The organism is Dyella sp. 2RAB6 (assembly GCF_052115385.1).
GTDB lineage: Bacteria > Pseudomonadota > Gammaproteobacteria > Xanthomonadales > Rhodanobacteraceae > Dyella_D.
The window spans coordinates 19,129-35,600 of record NZ_JBFRGP010000022.1; the positions used below are offsets into that span (position 1 = coordinate 19,129).

Sequence of the window (16,472 nt, forward strand, 5' to 3'; positions counted from 1 at the left end):
TGCGTCGCATCACGCGATCTTCCCGGGCGTTCGCGCGGGGGTCAAGTGAAGCCTTGCTTACAGTCCTTCAACTACAGACCTTCGACCGCCAGGCGATAACACGCGCGCCCCGCTTCCTTCGCCTCGTACAGCGCCTCATCGGCCTTCTGCACCAGTTCGTCGAGCGAGGCGGTATCGCGGCACAGCGCCGCGCCCACGCTCAGCGTGACCTTCAGCCGCGCCGCATCCAGCGACACCGGCGGGGCCATCGAGGCGATCACCTTGTTGGCCATGCTTTCCGCCGCGTAGGTGGCGTCCACGTCGTCGCACAGGATCACGAACTCGTCGCCGCCCAGCCGCGCCACCAGGTCGGACTTGCGCACCGACGCCTTCAGCCGCCGCGCCACCTCGCGCAGCACCGCGTCGCCCGAGGCATGCCCGTGGCCGTCGTTGATCTGCTTGAAGTAGTCCACGTCGATCAGCATCAGCAGCATCGGCGCGCGCGTCACCGCCGCGCGCTCGAGCGCAGCCTGCGCGCATTCGGTGAAATAGCGGCGGTTGGCCAGGTTGGTCAGGGTGTCGTAGTGGGCCAGGAAGGACAGCTTCTGCTCGGCCAGCTTGATGCGGGTGACGTCGGTGGTCAGCGCATAGAAGCCGATGCTCTCGCCGGTGACCGAAGTGGCCGGCAGATAAGTGGTCTGCAGATAGAAATAGCGGCCGTCGCGCTCCAGCTCGTACTCGAAGGTGGTTTCCCGGCCCTGCAGCGCCACGGCGATGTGCGGCTTGAGCAGGCCGTACAAGCCGGCACCGCGCGTTTCGCGCACGGTGCGTCCGATCATCAGCTCCGGCTCCTGCCCGGTGATCTCGCGCGCATAGCCGCTGACGAAGATGTAGCGCTCGTCCGTGCCCACATGGGTGATCAGCGCCGGCACCTTGTCGGTGATGCTGCGCAGGCGCGCCTCGCTGTCGGCCAGCGCCTGCTCGGCGACGATGCTTTCGGTGACGTCGCGGCCGGTGTAGATCAGTTCCAGCTCGCCGGCGTGCTCCGGGCTGGGCACCGCGCGCACCAGCGCTTCGATCCACACGTAGTAGCCCTTCTTGTGGCGCAGGCGGTAGCGGGTCAGCGACATCCGGCCACTGGCCCACAGTTGCTCTACCGCGTCGGCCACGCGCTCGCGATCGTCCGGATGGATCAGCTCAGGGCGCGGCACGGTGAACTCGCCGACCTCCCAACCGAGCAGGTCCTTGATCGACGGCGACACGTAGCGCCGCGTGCCGTCGCGCGCGATGCGCATCACCAGGTCGCTGGCGTAGTCGGCGAGCAGGCGATAGCGCACTTCGCTGTCGCGCACGCGCCGCGCCAGCCGGCGGCGGTCGGCCTGGGCCAGCGCGATCGGCACCGCCACCAGGCATACCGTGCCGAGGAACACCTGCCCCAGCAGCGAGCGCTCGACCGCGCTGGAGCCGGGAATCAGGCCCAGCGGGCCGCCGCTCATCGCGATGGCGATATTGACGATCAGCGTGACCAGGGCCACGCCGATCACCAGGCCCGGGAAGCGATGGCGGATCACCACGTAGAACAGCGGCGCGAACACCACGAACAGCAGCGGATAGCGCGACTGCGCGAACACCGCGGCCGTCGTCGCGCCAAGCAGCAGCAGATCGCGCAGCAGCACCAGCCGATAACCCGGTTGCCCGAACACGCGCCAGCCCTGCACCAGCACGACCAGGGTGAGCGTGGCCACGATCACCATGCCCAGCAGATGCGAGCGGAACCACCAGTCGAAGCTGCTCCAGAAATCGGTATTGGCCGTGGCATAGAGCATGAACGCGGCCAGCAGCGCCGACACCAGCGAGGCCGCCAGCGTCGACAGCATCGCCACCTGGCCCAGGCGCAGGAACGGCGTGTCGTCCTGGATGCGCGGGAAGCTGCGGCGCACGCCGCTCGCCACGATGGTCACCTCGATACCGTTGACCAGGCCCAGCAGCACGCTGGAGAGGAACGGATCGCCCAGCAGCATCTTCCCGCTGAAATAGCCGGCGAACGCGGCGGCCAGATACAGCGGCCAGCGCTGGTTGCCGACGCGCAGCAAGGCGCCGACCACCACGCCATTGGCGATCCACATGGTGACGTTGCTGCCGGTATGGCGCGTGAGCAGCAGCGAGTACGCCGTGGCCACGAGCACCGCGGCAAACAGCGCCGAGGCTTCAGCCCAGCGCGTCCAGCGCAGGTTCGAGTCGATCCGCAGCTGCATCGCAATTCCTTGAGGAGAGGCGTGCTGAGTCCGTGCGCTTGCTTATATAGCGAGCGAGCGCTGAAAAAAATGTGGACTGGGCTTTGAATCTCGACGGAGAGACAAGCTCCGGAATGCCGCGGCGTGAGCCCCTTTCCCGTCGGCGACCCGAAGGTAGTCCCCGTGGGAGAGAGGGGTTGGGGTGAGGGTACGGGCGAAGTGGTGTGCTTCACTTCGGCCGAACCCTCATCCGGCTGCCGCCACCTTCTCTCCCACGGGGACTACCTTCGGGTCGCCGAGAGGAGAAGGATTCACTGTCGGAAGCTGATGAGAAAAATCGCGGGATGGTGCCGACAGTCTGACTCGAACAGACGACCTACCGCTTACAAGGCGGTTGCTCTACCAACTGAGCTATGCCGGCGAAGGAGGCGCAGTCTAGCAGGTCGCTCCGAGCCGGCGCGCTCAGAAACATCCAGTGCTGTGCGAGCCGATGCCGGTGGCGTTGCGCAGGCGGCTGTGCCAGTCGAAGTGCGCGCCGTCGGTGACGGCGAGGTCGAGCCAGTATTCGGGCACGGTCTCGGTGCGCTCGGTCATCTGCGCGGGGAAGCCGGCGGCGACCACTTCGTCGCGGCGCTTGCGCGCGTTCGCCGGGTCCTTGAACAGGCCCAGCGAGATGGTGTTGGGCTGGCCACCGGAGCCGACCACGAAGTAGTCGGCGATATTGGCCGCGCTGAGCCGGCGTGCCTGCGCCAACGCCTGGTCGCGGCTGGCGCTGGCCGGCAGGTAGACCCACCAGCCGCGCGTCTGCGTGGTCTGTTCCTGGCGCGAGCGCATGCGCGCGGCCTGCGCGGTGAGCGCGTTGCGGGCGTTGTGCAGATCCACCGGCGCGGCGAACGGGCCGATCGAGATGCAGGTGTAGGTGTTGGAGCGCGACGGCGTCGGCGCCAGCGTGGTCTGCGCCGGTGCCTTGGCGGCGCTGCTCGCGGGCGTTGCGGCGGCCACGGGCGCCTGCACGGTCGCCGCTGCCTCCGGTGCACTGGCCGGCGGCGCCGGACGCTCGGCCAGCAGGCGCAGGGTGGGCACCTCCGGATCGGCGGCGCTGCGGCCATGGGTGTCGTCCTGACCCAGCCACAGCCACGCGCCCACGGCGATATTGAGCGCGATCAGCAGTACGAACAGCAGGCGCAGAACCATGCAACGACCCAGGTGAGGAAACGGCAACGCGCCATTCTAGAGAGCGCGTGTGGCAGCCGGATGCGCATTCGCCCACACGGCCAGACCGTGGAGCACGCCGTCTTCCGCCAGTTCGGCGGGAGCTTCCAGCAGGGGCAGCAGCGCCGCGGCATCGCCGCCGCCCAGCCGCAAAGCGGGGTTGCCACCCAATGAATGGCTCATGCGCCGGACGAAGCGCTCGATCAGCGCGGCCGCAGCCTGCCAGCAACCGGAGGCCACCGCGTCGGCGGTATTGGCGGCCGCGTCCAGCACTTCGCCGGGGCGCTCCGGGCGCACCCGCACGGTGGCGCCGACCAGCGACTGCTGCATCAACTGCGGCCCGGGGGCGATCAGGCCGCCGAGGTGGCGGCCGTCGGCGGCAAGCGCGTCCAAGGTCAACGCGGTGCCGACACCGGCCAGGATGCACGGCGCATGGCCGGCGTCGTAGGCGGCGACCATGGCGAGGAAACGGTCCACGCCCAGGCGTTGCGGTTCGTCGTAGGCATTGCGCACGCCGCAGGCCGCAGCCGGGGTGCGCAGCCAGAACGTGTCCTGTGCGCAGCCAGCGCGTACGGCGTCGGCGACGGCGGCTTCGCGCGCGGCGTCGACCACCGAGGCGCCCACCACATCGTCCACCGCGGGCAGTTCGCCCCAGGCCTCGCGCAAGGCAGTCGCGATGTCGCTATCCCAGCTGACCGCGCCGCGCGCGCGCCACTGCGCACCTTCGCGCACGGCCCATTTCAGGCGGGTATTGCCCAGGTCCAGCAGCAGCTTCATGCGCGGCGCACCGTCACGTCGGCGCTGTCGATGCGCTGCAGGCCGTCGGCGGTCTGCACCAGCAGGGCGCCGCGTTCGTCCACGCCGGCGCCGACGCCTTCGAGCACGCCTTGTGCGCCTTGCACGCGCAGCGGCGCGTCCAGCAGCAAGTCGCGCGAAGCGTAGTCCGCGACGAAGCCGGCAAAACCTTCGCGCTCGAACCGGGTCAGCCCTTCGGCCAGCGCCGCGATCAACGCGGCGGCCACCTCGTTGCGCTCGGGCAGTTCGCCGCCGGCCAGCGTGGCCAGATCGCAGGCGGGCTGGCCGGCCTGCTCGCGCAATGCGTCGGTCAGCCGCAGGTTGAGGCCGATGCCGATCACCGCCGCGCACGGCCCCTGGTACTCGCCACTGAGCTCGACCAGGATGCCGGCCAGCTTGCCGCCGCGCGCCAGCGCATCGTTCGGCCATTTCAGCCCGGCCTCAGCGATGCCCAGCGATTCCAGCGCACGCAGCAGGATCACCCCCACCGCCAGCGACAGCCCCGACAGCGTGGCGAAGCCCCCGTCGAAGCGCTTCAGGCAGGACAGATAGAGATTGAGCCCGGGCGGCGACAGCCAGGCGCGGCCACGGCGGCCGCGGCCGGCGCTTTGCGTTTCGGCGATCACCACGCTCAGGTCGGGCAGGCCGGCACCGCGGCGCTGCAGTTCGCTGGAGGTGGAATCCAGCTCCCAATGCACCTCCAGCTCACCCAGCCGCTTGCGCCACGGCGCCGGCACGGCGGCGCGGATGCGCTTGGCGTCCAGCATCTGCAGCGGCCACGGCAGCCGGTAACCGGCGGCGCCGCGCGCCTCGATCGGCACGCCGCGCGAGCGCAGGGCCTCGATCTGCTTCCAGATGGCGGCGCGGGTCACCCCACCCTGTTCGGCCAGGCGCTCACCCGACAGCGGCTCGCCTGGCGCCAGCAGCGCCAGCAGTTCGCGCGCCTGCATCAGGGCTGCCCGCCGGCGTGGTGAAACCGGCGCAGGGCAAGCCTCGCCAGAGATGGGTCAATCGCATGCATGGCGGCATCTTAGAGCGTGGACCGGATGCCGAGTAGCCGGCGGCGCCCCGCCACGCCTAGTACTTGTGGGACTGGCGCGCCCCGGCTCGACAAAGCCTGGCACTGGCGTCCTAGGGATGATTCTGCGAGGATCCGACCCTTGGCTTGCGGATCAAGGGGTTGAGCCGCCATGTACATCAGACAGTTCCTGTTCGCGTGTGTACTGGGCGCCAGCGGCATCGGTGCCGCATCGGCTATGGACGCCGATAGCCAGGAACTGGGCGGCCTGCAGCGCCCCGGCGTCGACAGCGCCGTGACCCACGAGGTCAGCAACAACGGCACCGATGGCCTTGGCGTGCCGCACGACAGCAGCATCCAGAACGCTCCGGCTTCCGGCTCCTCCAGCGAGAACTGCCCCACGGGCAGCAGCACCGGTTCCAACGGCACGCAGCGCAGCCGTCGCATCAGCCTGGGCTGGCAGTCGCTGCTGCCGGGCTCCATCCAGTAAGCCGTTCCGGTGGCGGGGGCCTGGTGGCGACAGTGGCTGTCGCGCTTCGACCCGCCGGCAATTCCCGACGTTTTGTGGCGCCGCACCCTCTCCTCGTGCCCCCTGGCGCGCCGCCTGGATGACGACCGCCAGCGCGAACTGCACCGCCTCGTCGCCTATTTCCTCGCCCGCAAACGCTTCCACCCGCTCGCCGGCGCCGAGCTGGACGACCGGCTGCGCCTGCTGATCGCCCTGCAGGCCTGCCTGCCCGCCCTGCGCCAGGGCAGCGGCGCGCTGCGCGGCTGGCGCGAGATCCTGGTCTATCCCGGCGAGTTCAAGGTGCGCCGCAGCCATCACGACGAGCACAGCGGCGTGGTCAGCGAGGCCGACGACGTGCTGATCGGCGAAGCCTGGGAACGCGGCCCGCTGATCCTGTCCCTGGCCGACGTGCAGCTCGACCTGGAGCAGCCGTGGGACGGCTACAACGTGGTCGTGCACGAGATGGCGCACAAGTTCGACATGCTCGACGGCGCGCCCGATGGCGTACCGCCGCTGCCGGAGGAAATCAGCCGGCGCGACTGGATCGTGGCGTTCCAGCGCGCCTACGACCATCTCTCCGACGACGTAGCGCGCGGCCGCGACACCTTGATCGATCCCTACGCGGCAGAAGGCCCCGATGAATTCTTCGCGGTGACCAGCGAGCTGCACTGGTCGCAGCCGGGCGTGCTGAAGCGGGCCGACGCGACCGTGGCCGCGTTACTGGATGCCTATTACGGTCCGTCGCCGGCGCCGTACTGAGCGTCAGCTCGGCGGCAACCTCACGCTGAAGCGCGCGCCGTTGAATTCCGGCGAACGGTCCACCGCCAGCTCGCCGCGATAAGCCTTGATGATGTCCTGCACGATCGACAGGCCGATGCCATGGCCCTGTACGCGCTCGTCGCCGCGCACGCCGCGCTGGAGCACCTTCTCGATCTTGTCGTCGTCGATGCCGGGACCGTCGTCTTCCACGCTCAACCACAGGCCCGGGCGCTGGCGGCCGGCGACCGGCTCCACCTTCACCACCAGCAACACGCGGTGGCCGGCCCACTTGAAGGCGTTCTCCAGCAGGTTGCCCAACAGTTCGAGCAGGTCGCCCTGTTCGCCATGGAAGGCGGCACCTTCCTCGATATCGAACTCGCACAGCACGTTCTTCGCGGCGTAGACCTTTTCCAGGCTCTGCACCAGGTCTTCCGCGTGGCCGGCGATGGGAATGGCCGACGCAAACGTCTGCCGCCCGGTGGTGGCGGCGCGGGCGAGCTGGTAAGCGACCAGTTCGTCCATGCGGCGCACCTGGTCGATCACGTCGCTGCGCATCGGCGACACGTTGCCGTCGGTGATTTCCAGCCGCGAGCGGATCACCGCCAGCGGCGTCTTCAGGCTGTGCGCGAGATCGGCCAGCGTGTTGCGGTAACGCGTGCGCTGTTCGCGCTCGCTGTCGATGAATGCGTTGATGCGTTCGGTCAGGCCGGTGAGTTCGAGCGGGTAGCGGCTGTCCAGCTCCTCCGCTTCGCCGCGTTCGACGCGGCTCATGTCGCTGGCCACCTTGCGCAGCGGCGTGAGGCTCCAGCGCAGCAGCAGCAACTGCAGCAGGATCAGCATCACGCCCAGCGTGGCCAGCCAGAAGATCAGGCTGCGCCGGAACACCGCGTTCTGGCCTTCGAGCTGGTCCTCGGCCTGCGCCACCATGAAGGTGAGCTTCACCGACTTCTTCTCGGAGGTGTCCAGCGCCACGCCGTACGCGTAGTAATAAAGCCGGCCCATGCGCGTTTCGATCGGGCCGACGAACTGGCTCTGCCCCGGCTCCAGCCGCTTCAAAAAGGCGAAGTCGCGACCGATCGCCGAGGGCGATTCCAGCTTGGCGCCGTTCTCGCCCAGCGCCAGCGCATACAGGCCCGAACCCGGCTGGGAAAAGCGCGGATCGGGCGGTGTATCGGGCAGCAGCACCTTGCCGGAGCGACCCACTTCGGTGCCGGCCAGGTAAGCGACGACGTAATTCTGCAGGCGGTCCTGCAATTCCTTCAGCGCGGTCTCGGCGCTGGAGCGCGAGAGCGTAAGGCCTACGACACCGAGAAAGGCCGCCAGCACGAAGCCGGTGGCCAGCGCCGCACGCGCCGCCAGTGAGAACGGGCGGCGCGGCTGCTCGGGATCATTCGCCTTCGTTTTCGCTGCGGGGGATGGCAAAGCGGTATCCGCGTCCACGTACCGTCTCGATGGGCTTGAGGTGACCTTCCGGATCGAGCTTCCTGCGCAGACGGCCGATGAAGACCTCCAGCACATTGGAGTCGCGGTCGAAGTCCTGCTGGTAGATGTGCTCGGTCAGGTCGGCCTTGGAGACCAGCTCGCCCGCGTGCAGCATCAGGTATTCCAGCACCTTGTACTCATAGCTGGTGAGGTCCACCAGCTTGCCTTCCACCGACACCGTCTGCGCGGTGGTATCGAGCTTGATCGGGCCGCAGGCCAGCACCGGCTTGGACCAGCCGCTGGCGCGGCGCACCAGCGCGTTGATGCGCGCCAGCAGCTCTTCCACGTGGAACGGCTTGACCAGGTAATCGTCGGCGCCGTGCTTGAGGCCCTCGACCTTGTCCTGCCAACTGCCGCGTGCGGTGAGGATCAGGATCGGATAGCGCTGGCCGACCTCGCGCAGCGCCTTGACCAGGTCCATGCCGGACATCTTCGGCAGGCCCAGGTCGATGATGGCCAGGTCGAACGGCACTTCGCGGCCGAGGTAGAGACCCTCTTCGCCGTCCTGTGCCGCGTCGACGGCAAAACCGTCGCGCTTCAGGCGCGCGGCGAGTGTTTCGCGCAGAGGCGCCTCGTCCTCTACCAGAAGGATGCGCATCAGTGTTTCTCCTTATTGCCCTCGCCGTCGCCGGCCGGGTTCTTGGTGGAATCCGCGGAAGCCGGGGCCTTGCCCGCTTCCGTGTTCACAGTGACGACCCGCACGTGCCCGGACGGCGTGAGCACCTTGATCCGGTGTTCGAACGCATTACGGCCGCGCCGCACGGTGCTGGCCGACAGGATCTTGCCCCCGGTTTCCTGCTGCACCTGATTGACCGCCTGCTCGAGCGTCATGGACGGCTCCTGCGCCTGCGCGGCCACGGAAGCGGTCGCCAGGAGCAACAAAAGAGCCGAAATGCGCAGGATTGTCTTCATATCGCCAACAAAAGCCCGGGGAACGGTGGCTATCCTCGTTCAGACTATGGAACCGGGCCTGAATACTGACCCGATCGCCCCCCGCTGTCACGCCGCTACAGCCCGCCTGGGCAGCATGGCCCGCTCCAGCAACTCCCAGCCCGCACCGGGCAGATGCCCTTCCTCGCTGAGCAGCCGGCGGAAGCCTCGGGCGCCCGGCTCGCCCTGGTAGAGGCCGAGCAGGTGGCGGGTGATGTGCTTGAGAGCAGTGCCGCGGGCCAGCTCGGCTTCGATGTAGGGGCGCATGTGGCGCAGGACATCGTCGCGGTCCGGCAGCGGCTGGCCGTAGAGGGCGGCCTCGACCCGGGCCAGCACGTACGGATCGTGGTAAGCCGCGCGGCCGAGCATCACCCCATCGACCTGCCCCAGATGAGCCTGCACCTGCTCGGCGGTGGTGATGCCGCCGTTGATGACGATGACCAACTGCGGGAATTCGCGCTTGAGCCGGTAGACGCGCTCGTAATCCAGCGGCGGGATCTCGCGATTCTCCTTCGGACTCAGACCCTGCAGCCAGGCCTTGCGCGCATGCACCACCAGGATTTCCACGCCGGCGGCGATCATCGTCTCGGTGAAGTGCTGCAGGTCGGCGTATTCGTCCTGGTCGTCCACGCCGATGCGGCATTTCACCGTGACCGGGATATCGACCGCGTCGCGCATGGCTTTCACGCAATCGCCCACCAACGCGGGTTCCCGCATCAGGCAGGCGCCGAATTTGCCGGATTGCACGCGATCGGAGGGGCAGCCGACGTTGAGGTTGATCTCGTCGTAGCCCGCCGTAGCGCCATGGCGCGCCGCCTCCGCCAGTTCCGTCGGATCGCTGCCGCCGAGCTGCAGCGCCACCGGGTGTTCCTGCTGGCTGTGCTCCAGCAACCGGAGCTGCTTGCCGCGCACCAGCGCGGCGCTGGTCACCATTTCGGTGTAGAGCCGGGCGTGGGGGGAGAGCAGGCGGTGGAAGTAGCGGCAGTGGCGGTCGGTCCAGTCCATCATCGGCGCAGTCGATAGACGGAAGTCATTTTTATTGATGGCATGCATGGCGAATATTCTACCCGCATGCTCAACGCGAGGAAGTTACGTGGCACGCCTATGGTGTCTTGCGCAATGTCCGCTGTGGGTCAGAGGCGGACATTAAATCGCGCTCTACAGTAACTAATATCTGCAATGGGACAATAGCAAGAGTTGGCCCACATGCCCCCTAAACACAGGCTAACATCGCCCGCCATGGCCACCCTCGCCGATATAGCTTTGCCACTTTTCAATGGGCAACTGAGTCGTGGTGATCATCGAGCGTGTATCGCAGCGATCTTTAATGAGGTGAAGTAGTTCCTGGCGTGACCCGACCCGGAACAACCCTATAGACGTCGCTTCCGGCCAAGTTGCCCGGAGCAATCAAATGCTCATCTCCCCGCGTGGTCGTCGCCACCGTGCGCGGCGATGAACATGGCGGCGGCCGACCGGCAATAGGATTCGATTTCGTTGTCGTCCTCTGCTTTCGCCTGATCGAAGCGCGCGATAATCAGAAGATCGGATCCTTTGAAAAGCGCGGCAAACAAGCGGGCAGACCGGAGAGGATCGGGCACGTTCAGGACTGACTTCACGTGCAACTGGCGCAACAGGGCCTCGATTTGGGCGATGACATGGGCGGGCCCGGCTTCGTAATGGAGCTTGCTTAACGACTTTTGATTCGTCTTGTCGGCCATGACCATGGCTTCGACGCTACGGACGTCTGATCTCAACAGCGTGCGAAGCAGTAATGATCCCACCGCCATCAGCCGATCTTCGACAGAACCTTCGAGGCCTTCAAGAAGGGTCTGTGGTGCAAATAACTGATGGCAGCCGGCCGCGATGGCTGCGCTGAACAGCGCCTCTTTGTTCTCGAAGTGCCGATAGATGCTGAGCTTGGATATCTTCGCTCGCTGGGCGACCTTGTCCAATGTCGTCGCTTGAAAACCCAACTCCACAAAGAGTTCGCGCGCGGCGTCGACGATCGTTTGGCCAAGGGCCTCGTTGGCGGGCCGGCCGCGCCGACTCTGGCTGTTTTCGGTCACGGAAATTACAGTCCTTTACAGTATCGTAATTCTCAAATTACGATACTGCGAAGTATCTAAATGTACAAGCCAATCCGAACCTAACCCTCATCCAGACACGGAGTCCATCACCATGGATGACGTCATCATCATCGGCGGCAGCTTTGCCGGTCTCGCCGCCGCCTTGCAGCTCGGTCGCGCCCGACGCGAGGTCACCGTTCTCGATACCGGTCTGCCGCGCAACCGCTTCGCCGGCCATTCGCATGGGCTGCTCGGCCACGACCACAAGTCACCGCTGGATATCCTTGCCGAGGCGCGACAGCAGCTGGCGCGCTATCCCACGATCAGGCTGGTCAATGCCCGGGCCGACAGCATCTCCGGCGCCATCGACGATTTCTCCGTACTCACTGCCGATGGTGAAAGCCTTAAAGCGCGCCGCCTGATCCTGAGCTATGGCATCGCCGACCAGATTCCTGATGTTCCGGGCTTTGCCGAAGGCTGGGGAACCTCCATCGTGCCCTGCCCCTATTGCGACGGCTTTGAAGTCGCCGGCCAGCATTGGGGCCTCATGTGGTCCGGTCCGCAGTCGCACAACCAGGTCAGGCTGTTCCACGATTGGACCGACAGGCTGACCCTCTTCGCCGATGGTCACGACATTCCGCCTGATATCCTGGCCGATGTAGCGCGCCGCAACATACCTGTCGTCGATGGCCGGGTCACCGCGATCGCCCATCACGGGGGCCATAGCGCCACCGTCAATCTCGATACCGGCCCCGATGTCGCGGTCGACATCTTGTTCGCGCATCCGCGCAACAAGCCGTCCGCAAGCCTGCATGAATCACTGGGCCTCGCCACAGTCGATACGCCCCTCGGCATCGTCCTCAAGGTCGACGAGCGCCGCGAAACCAGCATGCCTGGCATCTACGCCGCCGGCGACCTCGCCAATCCCCTCATGCCTTCGGTTACCACGGCATCATGGCAAGGCGCGACAGCGGGTATCTTCGCCCAGCAGTCGATGCTGGTTTGAGAGAACAGATTCCATCCTGGAGAGATCGATCAGAAGATCCGAGACGCGAGCTTGGAAGACATTCGAACGGCTTTGGGCAGCTTCGAATCCTCCGGGCGAGCATGGATCGACTCGGAGGTGTGGCTCGTCACCGCGCCTGTAATGCAGCGCCAAGTCGTGAGCCACTGCTCGAACGGACAGCAAAGGTTTGAAACGGGCGGCGCTCGCCCGGCGCGGTGACGCTGTGACGCGTCGTCAACGACCCCGACCTGGCGCAGGCCCTTCTGGGTGCGGCGGCCGAGCAGGTTCGCGAAGCCATCGCCGATCGAAAGGATAGGCGGGCGTTCCGATTGAGAATGTGGCTGAGCCCCATTCGCTGATCAGACGCTGTCATCTTCGCCCGGCTCGATCTGGAACGAACTCGACCGAAATCAATAGCCTTCCATCAGCATTGCTGCACTCCCTTGCCCACCGTGGATTAGATTCCCCAATGTCCGCTCTGGGTCGAAAACGGCCTTTAGCGGCTCGACTCAACATACGCCCGCAACTCTGCCTCGGGCAGCTCAAACTCGGGCCCCAAACCTTCGGGGCAACGATGGTGCAACACGGAGGAGATCGAGAGCCCTAACCCGCTGCCTTATAAGGCTTATGCGCCCTCGCCGGTCCAGTCCATCATGGGAGCGGCCGAGAGCCGGAAGGCGGAGGGAGCAGGGGTTTGCATCGGCAGAATTCTAACTGCCCTGGGACTAGTCGTTTTGGATTGTTGAGATTGATCTTCTGGCGAAGGTCGCCATTGCAGCTACTCAGCGTCTTGCATCCCCGCTTCGCAAACGCAGAAATACCGGCCTCATTGACCGAGAACAATCACTACCTGCCGCGTCGTCTCGCCGGGAGGCCCGTAGCGCTTGGCAACCCGAGCTCCCTTCATGAGAGGAGATGTCGAGAGAACAGGCTTAACTGCATCAAACAGTCTGTCTGCGCTGTGGCCATACATGTAGATGTAGCTATCGCGACCATCAGTAGCCAGCTCGTCACCATCGAGAACTCCAACGCCGGCGCTCTTGATGGTCGATTCAAGCTTGTCTTCTAAGGCAAAAAGTGGCTTGAGATCGGACGTTCCATACTTGAAATGAACAATCACGGCCTGATCATTGCCGATCGTCGGGTCACCGGCACCCGCTGGACGTGCAACGCCGAGTAGCATACCCATCAGTAGTATCCATACGCCTTTCATGTTCGCTTCAATGCTTCCAAAAGCTACTAGGGTGCATCTCTACGCAGAAACATATGCGTGGCCCGCTCACCGGCAATCACCTTATCGCACCGATAACCCAGCCCGTGCATATCAATCCCCTGGAATAACGGCTCGCCACGGCCAAGCAGCACCGGCCGTACCGCAAGATGCATCTCGTCGATACGCGATGCGCTCAAAAGCTGCCGTACGGTCGCTGCACCGCCACCAACACGCACGTCCTTGCCATTCGCCGCCGCGACGGCCTTCTTCACAGCGGAATCGATGCCGTCAGTGACGAAATGAAACACGGTGCCGCCCTTCATCACCAGCGGTTCGCGCGGGTGATGTGTCAGCACGAACACCGGTACGCGATACGACGGCTCGTCGCCCCACCACCCCTTCCAGCTCTCATCCAGCCATGGCCCGCGCACCGGTCCGAACATATTGCGGCCAAGGATCCATGCGCCGACTTCGGCAAAACCTTGCTGGGCGATCTCTTCGTCGACACCGTTTTCGCCACCGGTGGCGCCTTGCATCGACCGCCACGTGCGCGTGTGGAAAAACCACTCCATCAGTTCCGGACCGCGCACGCCCAGCGGGTTCTCCAGGCTCTGGTCGGGGCCGGCGGCGTAGCCGTCGAGTGATACAGCGAAGCTTCTCACCACAAGCCTGGTCATAAACGCTCCGTCGAATGGACGAATGATGCGGCCATGCGCTCATGGCCCGTGACGGACCTTGGATGCGTTCCAATGACCTGTCAATCGTAAGTTAGCTGCTCCAGCGATAAAGAGGCATGCAACGTGACCGGTGCGCTTGCCGACCTACTCCACTGGCAACTTGGCGATCACCTTGATCTCGAACTGGAACCCATAAAGCCACGTGACACCCACGGCCGTCAGCGTCGGATGCGGAGCATCGCCCCAATAGGTCGGTACGACGCTCCAGACCTTCTCGAAAGTCGATGCGGGATCGACGAGGAAGACCGTCACGTCGACCACGTCTTCGAACTTGCATCCGGCCGCCGCCAGTACCTCGTTCAAATGCTCGAACGCGAGCGCAACCTGCCGCTCCAGGTCCGGCTCCGGCGAGCCGTCATCGCGGCTGCCGACCTGGCCTGATACGAACAGAAAACCGTTTGAGCGGATGGCCGGCGAATAGCGATTGCGCTCATAAAGCGCCCGGCGGCCCGTGGGAAAAACAACGTCGCGTGTTGCCATGAATCCTCCTCCATCAATATCCAGAACGATAGAGACACACTCTAGGCAGCCGCACTGCCCCGATAAACGGCCACTCCCGGCCAACACTGTTTGTAGAATCCAAACAACCCCGCAGCAGTTGGAGCGACGATGGACCGGTTCGATGCGATGCAGGCCTTCGTCCGGGTCGTCGAGACCGGCAGCTTCACCAAGGCCGCGGAAACGCTGGGCATAAGCAAGACCACCGTGACCCTGCTGATACAGCAACTGGAAGCCCGGCTGCGCGTCCGGCTGCTCAATCGCACCACGCGCAAGGTCATCACGACCGCCGATGGAACCGCCTATTACGAGAGCGCCATCCGGCTGCTGGCCGACCTGGACGATGCCGAAAACAGCCTTTCCGAAGCCACCGCATCGCCCAGAGGCAAATTGCGGGTGGATGTACCCAGTCCATTGGCCCGGATGATCCTGATACCCGCCCTGCCCGCGTTCCACGCTCGCTATCCCGATATCCAGCTGGATATGGGCGTCAGCGACCGCATGGTCGACGTCATCGGCGAGCACGTCGACTGCGTCGTGCGCGGCGGCGAACTCACCTCGCTCTCATTAAAAGCCCGACATGTCGGCGATCTTCAACTTGCGATGTATGCGGCGCCAAGCTATCTGGAGCGAATGGGCACGCCTTCGCACCCGCGAGAACTGGAAGATCCGCACCATCGCATCGTCGGCTATGTATGGTCGCGCAATGGCAAGCCCTTCCCCTACGTCATGCGCAGCGGCAACGAAATCATTCGGATACAGGGGCGTTATGTACTGTCGGTCGACGACGGTAATGCCTACCTCGAGGCCGGACTCGCCGGCCTCGGCGCGCTCTGGCTGCCGCACTACATGGCTAAAGCGCACGTCGCCCGCGGCGAGCTGGTGCCGTTATTCGAGACTTGGCAAATGGATCGCATGCCGCTCTATCTGGCGTTTCCGCCGAACCGGCATGTAAGCGCCAGGCTGCGCGTCTTCATCGATTGGATCGTCGAGCTTATGGCGGAGCATGCGCCTGTCGGTCATCGGGCCGGCTCGCGATAGATCGTTTGGAGAGCCTCGGGGCGGTTTCCACCTTGCCGATCACGTGTGCTGACCATAAGGCCAAGAAGTACACCGAGAGGTAACTTCACGCATATTGCCGTGGGGACGCCCGATTATGTTCGCTTTGGGTCGAAAGCGGCCGTCTGCCTATAATGGCGCACACCACCCACGGCCAACCCCGATGACCGAACCCGTACGCCTCGCCAAACGTGTCGCCGCCCTGGCTCAATGCTCGCGGCGCGAGGCGGAGATGTATATCGAAGGCGGCTGGGTGCGCGTGGACGGGGTCACGGTAGAGGAGCCCCAGTTCAAGGTGCTGGAACAGCGCATCGAGATCGATCCTCACGCCCACCTCGAACCCGCCGAACCCGCTACGTTGGCCTTGCATAAACCCGCCGGCGCGACAGTCGAAGAAGCCCGCGCGTTGATTTGCGTGGAAAGCCACTCCGCCGAAGACGCTTCCGGCGTACGCCTGCTGAAACGCCACTTCGCCCGGCTGGAATGCCCACTGTCATTGCCCGACCAGGCCAGCGGCCTGCTGATATTTACGCAGGACTGGCGGGTAAAGCGTCGCCTGGTAGAAGATTTCGATCGCATCGAGCAGGAGATCGTGGTTCAAGTCGCGGGCGAACTGGCGCCGAAAGGCCTTGCTTTGCTCAACCACGGGCTGCGCTTTGACCACTACGCGCTGCCGCCGATCAAGGTGAGCTGGCAGAACGAAACCCACCTGCGCTTCGCCTTGAATCGGATCGCGCCCGACAAGATCGAGCGCATGTGCAACGCGGTCGGATTGAAGGTGCTGGCGATGAAACGCATCCGTATCGGCCGCATTCCGATGTCCAAGCTGCAGCCGGGTCAGTGGCGTTACCTGGCCAGCACGGATCGCTTTTGATTTCGTGAGAGGCCACCGAATAGGCCCTGCAGGCATTTTCTCTTCGGTATCTTCGAATAGCGCGCGATGACGATATTGCAGCCATCGCGATGCGATGGCTGC

18 protein-coding genes and 1 tRNA gene are annotated in these 16,472 nt (G+C 65.1%); 5 read left to right on the forward strand and 14 right to left on the reverse strand.

The features are described from left to right. Window positions 1-71: 71 nt before the first annotated feature. From AB4083_RS20160 to AB4083_RS20180, 5 genes are all read right to left on the reverse strand, one after another. Entirely contained in the window at window positions 72-2,234 is a 2,163-nt protein-coding gene (locus AB4083_RS20160; RefSeq protein ID WP_441610295.1) for a diguanylate cyclase domain-containing protein, read from the reverse strand. A 324-nt stretch (window positions 2,235-2,558) separates the two neighbouring features. Next, window positions 2,559-2,634: transfer RNA gene (locus AB4083_RS20165), tRNA-Thr, on the reverse strand. 41 nt (window positions 2,635-2,675) lie between these two features. Then, window positions 2,676-3,407: an SPOR domain-containing protein gene (locus AB4083_RS20170; RefSeq protein WP_441610296.1), complete on the reverse strand. Its 732-nt coding sequence runs from the start codon at window positions 3,405-3,407 to the stop codon at window positions 2,676-2,678. Between the two features lie 36 nt (window positions 3,408-3,443). Beyond that, window positions 3,444-4,202, reverse strand: coding sequence for a type III pantothenate kinase (locus AB4083_RS20175; protein ID WP_441610297.1), 759 nt, complete (start codon window positions 4,200-4,202; stop codon window positions 3,444-3,446). Next, window positions 4,199-5,170, reverse strand: a complete 972-nt coding sequence (locus AB4083_RS20180) for a biotin--[acetyl-CoA-carboxylase] ligase (protein ID WP_441610298.1) — start codon at window positions 5,168-5,170, stop codon at window positions 4,199-4,201. The genes AB4083_RS20175 and AB4083_RS20180 overlap by 4 nt, the downstream gene beginning before the upstream one ends. 240 nt (window positions 5,171-5,410) lie before the next feature. Here AB4083_RS20180 and AB4083_RS20185 point away from each other — a divergent pair, with 240 nt between their 5' ends. Together AB4083_RS20185 and AB4083_RS20190 are read left to right on the forward strand one after the other, a co-directional pair. Then, window positions 5,411-5,728 carry a hypothetical protein gene (locus AB4083_RS20185; RefSeq protein WP_441610299.1) on the forward strand — a complete coding sequence of 106 codons (318 nt, stop codon included), beginning with the start codon at window positions 5,411-5,413 and terminating at the stop codon, window positions 5,726-5,728. Between the two features lie 9 nt (window positions 5,729-5,737). Further along, window positions 5,738-6,505 (forward strand): zinc-dependent peptidase, encoded by a 768-nt coding sequence (locus AB4083_RS20190; RefSeq protein WP_441610300.1) that lies wholly within the window; start codon window positions 5,738-5,740, stop codon window positions 6,503-6,505. Between the two features lie 3 nt (window positions 6,506-6,508). Here AB4083_RS20190 and AB4083_RS20195 read toward each other — a convergent pair whose 3' ends face one another. The 6 genes from AB4083_RS20195 to AB4083_RS20220 all read right to left on the reverse strand — a co-directional run bounded on the left by AB4083_RS20195 (window position 6,509) and on the right by AB4083_RS20220 (window position 10,983). Beyond that, window positions 6,509-7,846, reverse strand: a complete 1,338-nt coding sequence (locus tag AB4083_RS20195; protein ID WP_441610330.1) for an ATP-binding protein — start codon at window positions 7,844-7,846, stop codon at window positions 6,509-6,511. Window positions 7,847-7,892: 46 nt separating this feature from the next. Continuing rightward, on the reverse strand, window positions 7,893-8,585 hold the full coding sequence (locus tag AB4083_RS20200) for a response regulator transcription factor (RefSeq protein ID WP_441610301.1): 693 nt from the start codon (window positions 8,583-8,585) through the stop codon (window positions 7,893-7,895). Next, window positions 8,585-8,899, reverse strand: a complete 315-nt coding sequence (locus AB4083_RS20205; protein WP_441610302.1) for a PepSY domain-containing protein — start codon at window positions 8,897-8,899, stop codon at window positions 8,585-8,587. Before AB4083_RS20205 ends, AB4083_RS20200 begins: the two co-directional genes overlap by 1 nt. A gap of 87 nt (window positions 8,900-8,986) precedes the next feature. Continuing rightward, a complete protein-coding gene (gene dusA / locus AB4083_RS20210) occupies window positions 8,987-9,970 on the reverse strand; it encodes a tRNA dihydrouridine(20/20a) synthase DusA (protein WP_441610303.1) in 984 nt (327 codons plus the stop codon). 171 nt (window positions 9,971-10,141) lie between these two features. Further along, complete coding sequence (locus AB4083_RS20215) at window positions 10,142-10,324, reverse strand: ATP-binding protein (RefSeq protein ID WP_441610304.1); 183 nt, start codon at window positions 10,322-10,324, stop codon at window positions 10,142-10,144. Between the two features lie 8 nt (window positions 10,325-10,332). Then, on the reverse strand, window positions 10,333-10,983 hold the full coding sequence (locus tag AB4083_RS20220) for a TetR/AcrR family transcriptional regulator (RefSeq protein ID WP_441610305.1): 651 nt from the start codon (window positions 10,981-10,983) through the stop codon (window positions 10,333-10,335). Window positions 10,984-11,095: 112 nt separating this feature from the next. Between AB4083_RS20220 and AB4083_RS20225 the strand changes: the two genes are divergently transcribed. Then, window positions 11,096-11,989 carry an NAD(P)/FAD-dependent oxidoreductase gene (locus AB4083_RS20225; protein ID WP_441610306.1) on the forward strand — a complete coding sequence of 298 codons (894 nt, stop codon included), beginning with the start codon at window positions 11,096-11,098 and terminating at the stop codon, window positions 11,987-11,989. An 826-nt stretch (window positions 11,990-12,815) separates the two neighbouring features. Here AB4083_RS20225 and AB4083_RS20230 read toward each other — a convergent pair. From AB4083_RS20230 to AB4083_RS20240, 3 genes are all read right to left on the reverse strand, one after another. Then, on the reverse strand, window positions 12,816-13,178 hold the full coding sequence (locus AB4083_RS20230) for a hypothetical protein (RefSeq protein WP_441610307.1): 363 nt from the start codon (window positions 13,176-13,178) through the stop codon (window positions 12,816-12,818). A gap of 50 nt (window positions 13,179-13,228) precedes the next feature. Then, window positions 13,229-13,879, reverse strand: a complete 651-nt coding sequence (locus AB4083_RS20235; protein ID WP_441610308.1) for a dihydrofolate reductase family protein — start codon at window positions 13,877-13,879, stop codon at window positions 13,229-13,231. Window positions 13,880-14,023: 144 nt separating this feature from the next. Continuing rightward, window positions 14,024-14,419 (reverse strand): RidA family protein, encoded by a 396-nt coding sequence (locus AB4083_RS20240; protein WP_441610309.1) that lies wholly within the window; start codon window positions 14,417-14,419, stop codon window positions 14,024-14,026. Between the two features lie 129 nt (window positions 14,420-14,548). Between AB4083_RS20240 and AB4083_RS20245 the strand changes: the two genes are divergently transcribed. Beyond that, window positions 14,549-15,478 carry a LysR substrate-binding domain-containing protein gene (locus tag AB4083_RS20245; RefSeq protein WP_441610310.1) on the forward strand — a complete coding sequence of 310 codons (930 nt, stop codon included), beginning with the start codon at window positions 14,549-14,551 and terminating at the stop codon, window positions 15,476-15,478. Window positions 15,479-15,659: 181 nt separating this feature from the next. Continuing rightward, on the forward strand, window positions 15,660-16,370 hold the full coding sequence (locus tag AB4083_RS20250; protein ID WP_441610331.1) for an rRNA pseudouridine synthase: 711 nt from the start codon (window positions 15,660-15,662) through the stop codon (window positions 16,368-16,370). Window positions 16,371-16,472 lie beyond the last annotated feature (102 nt).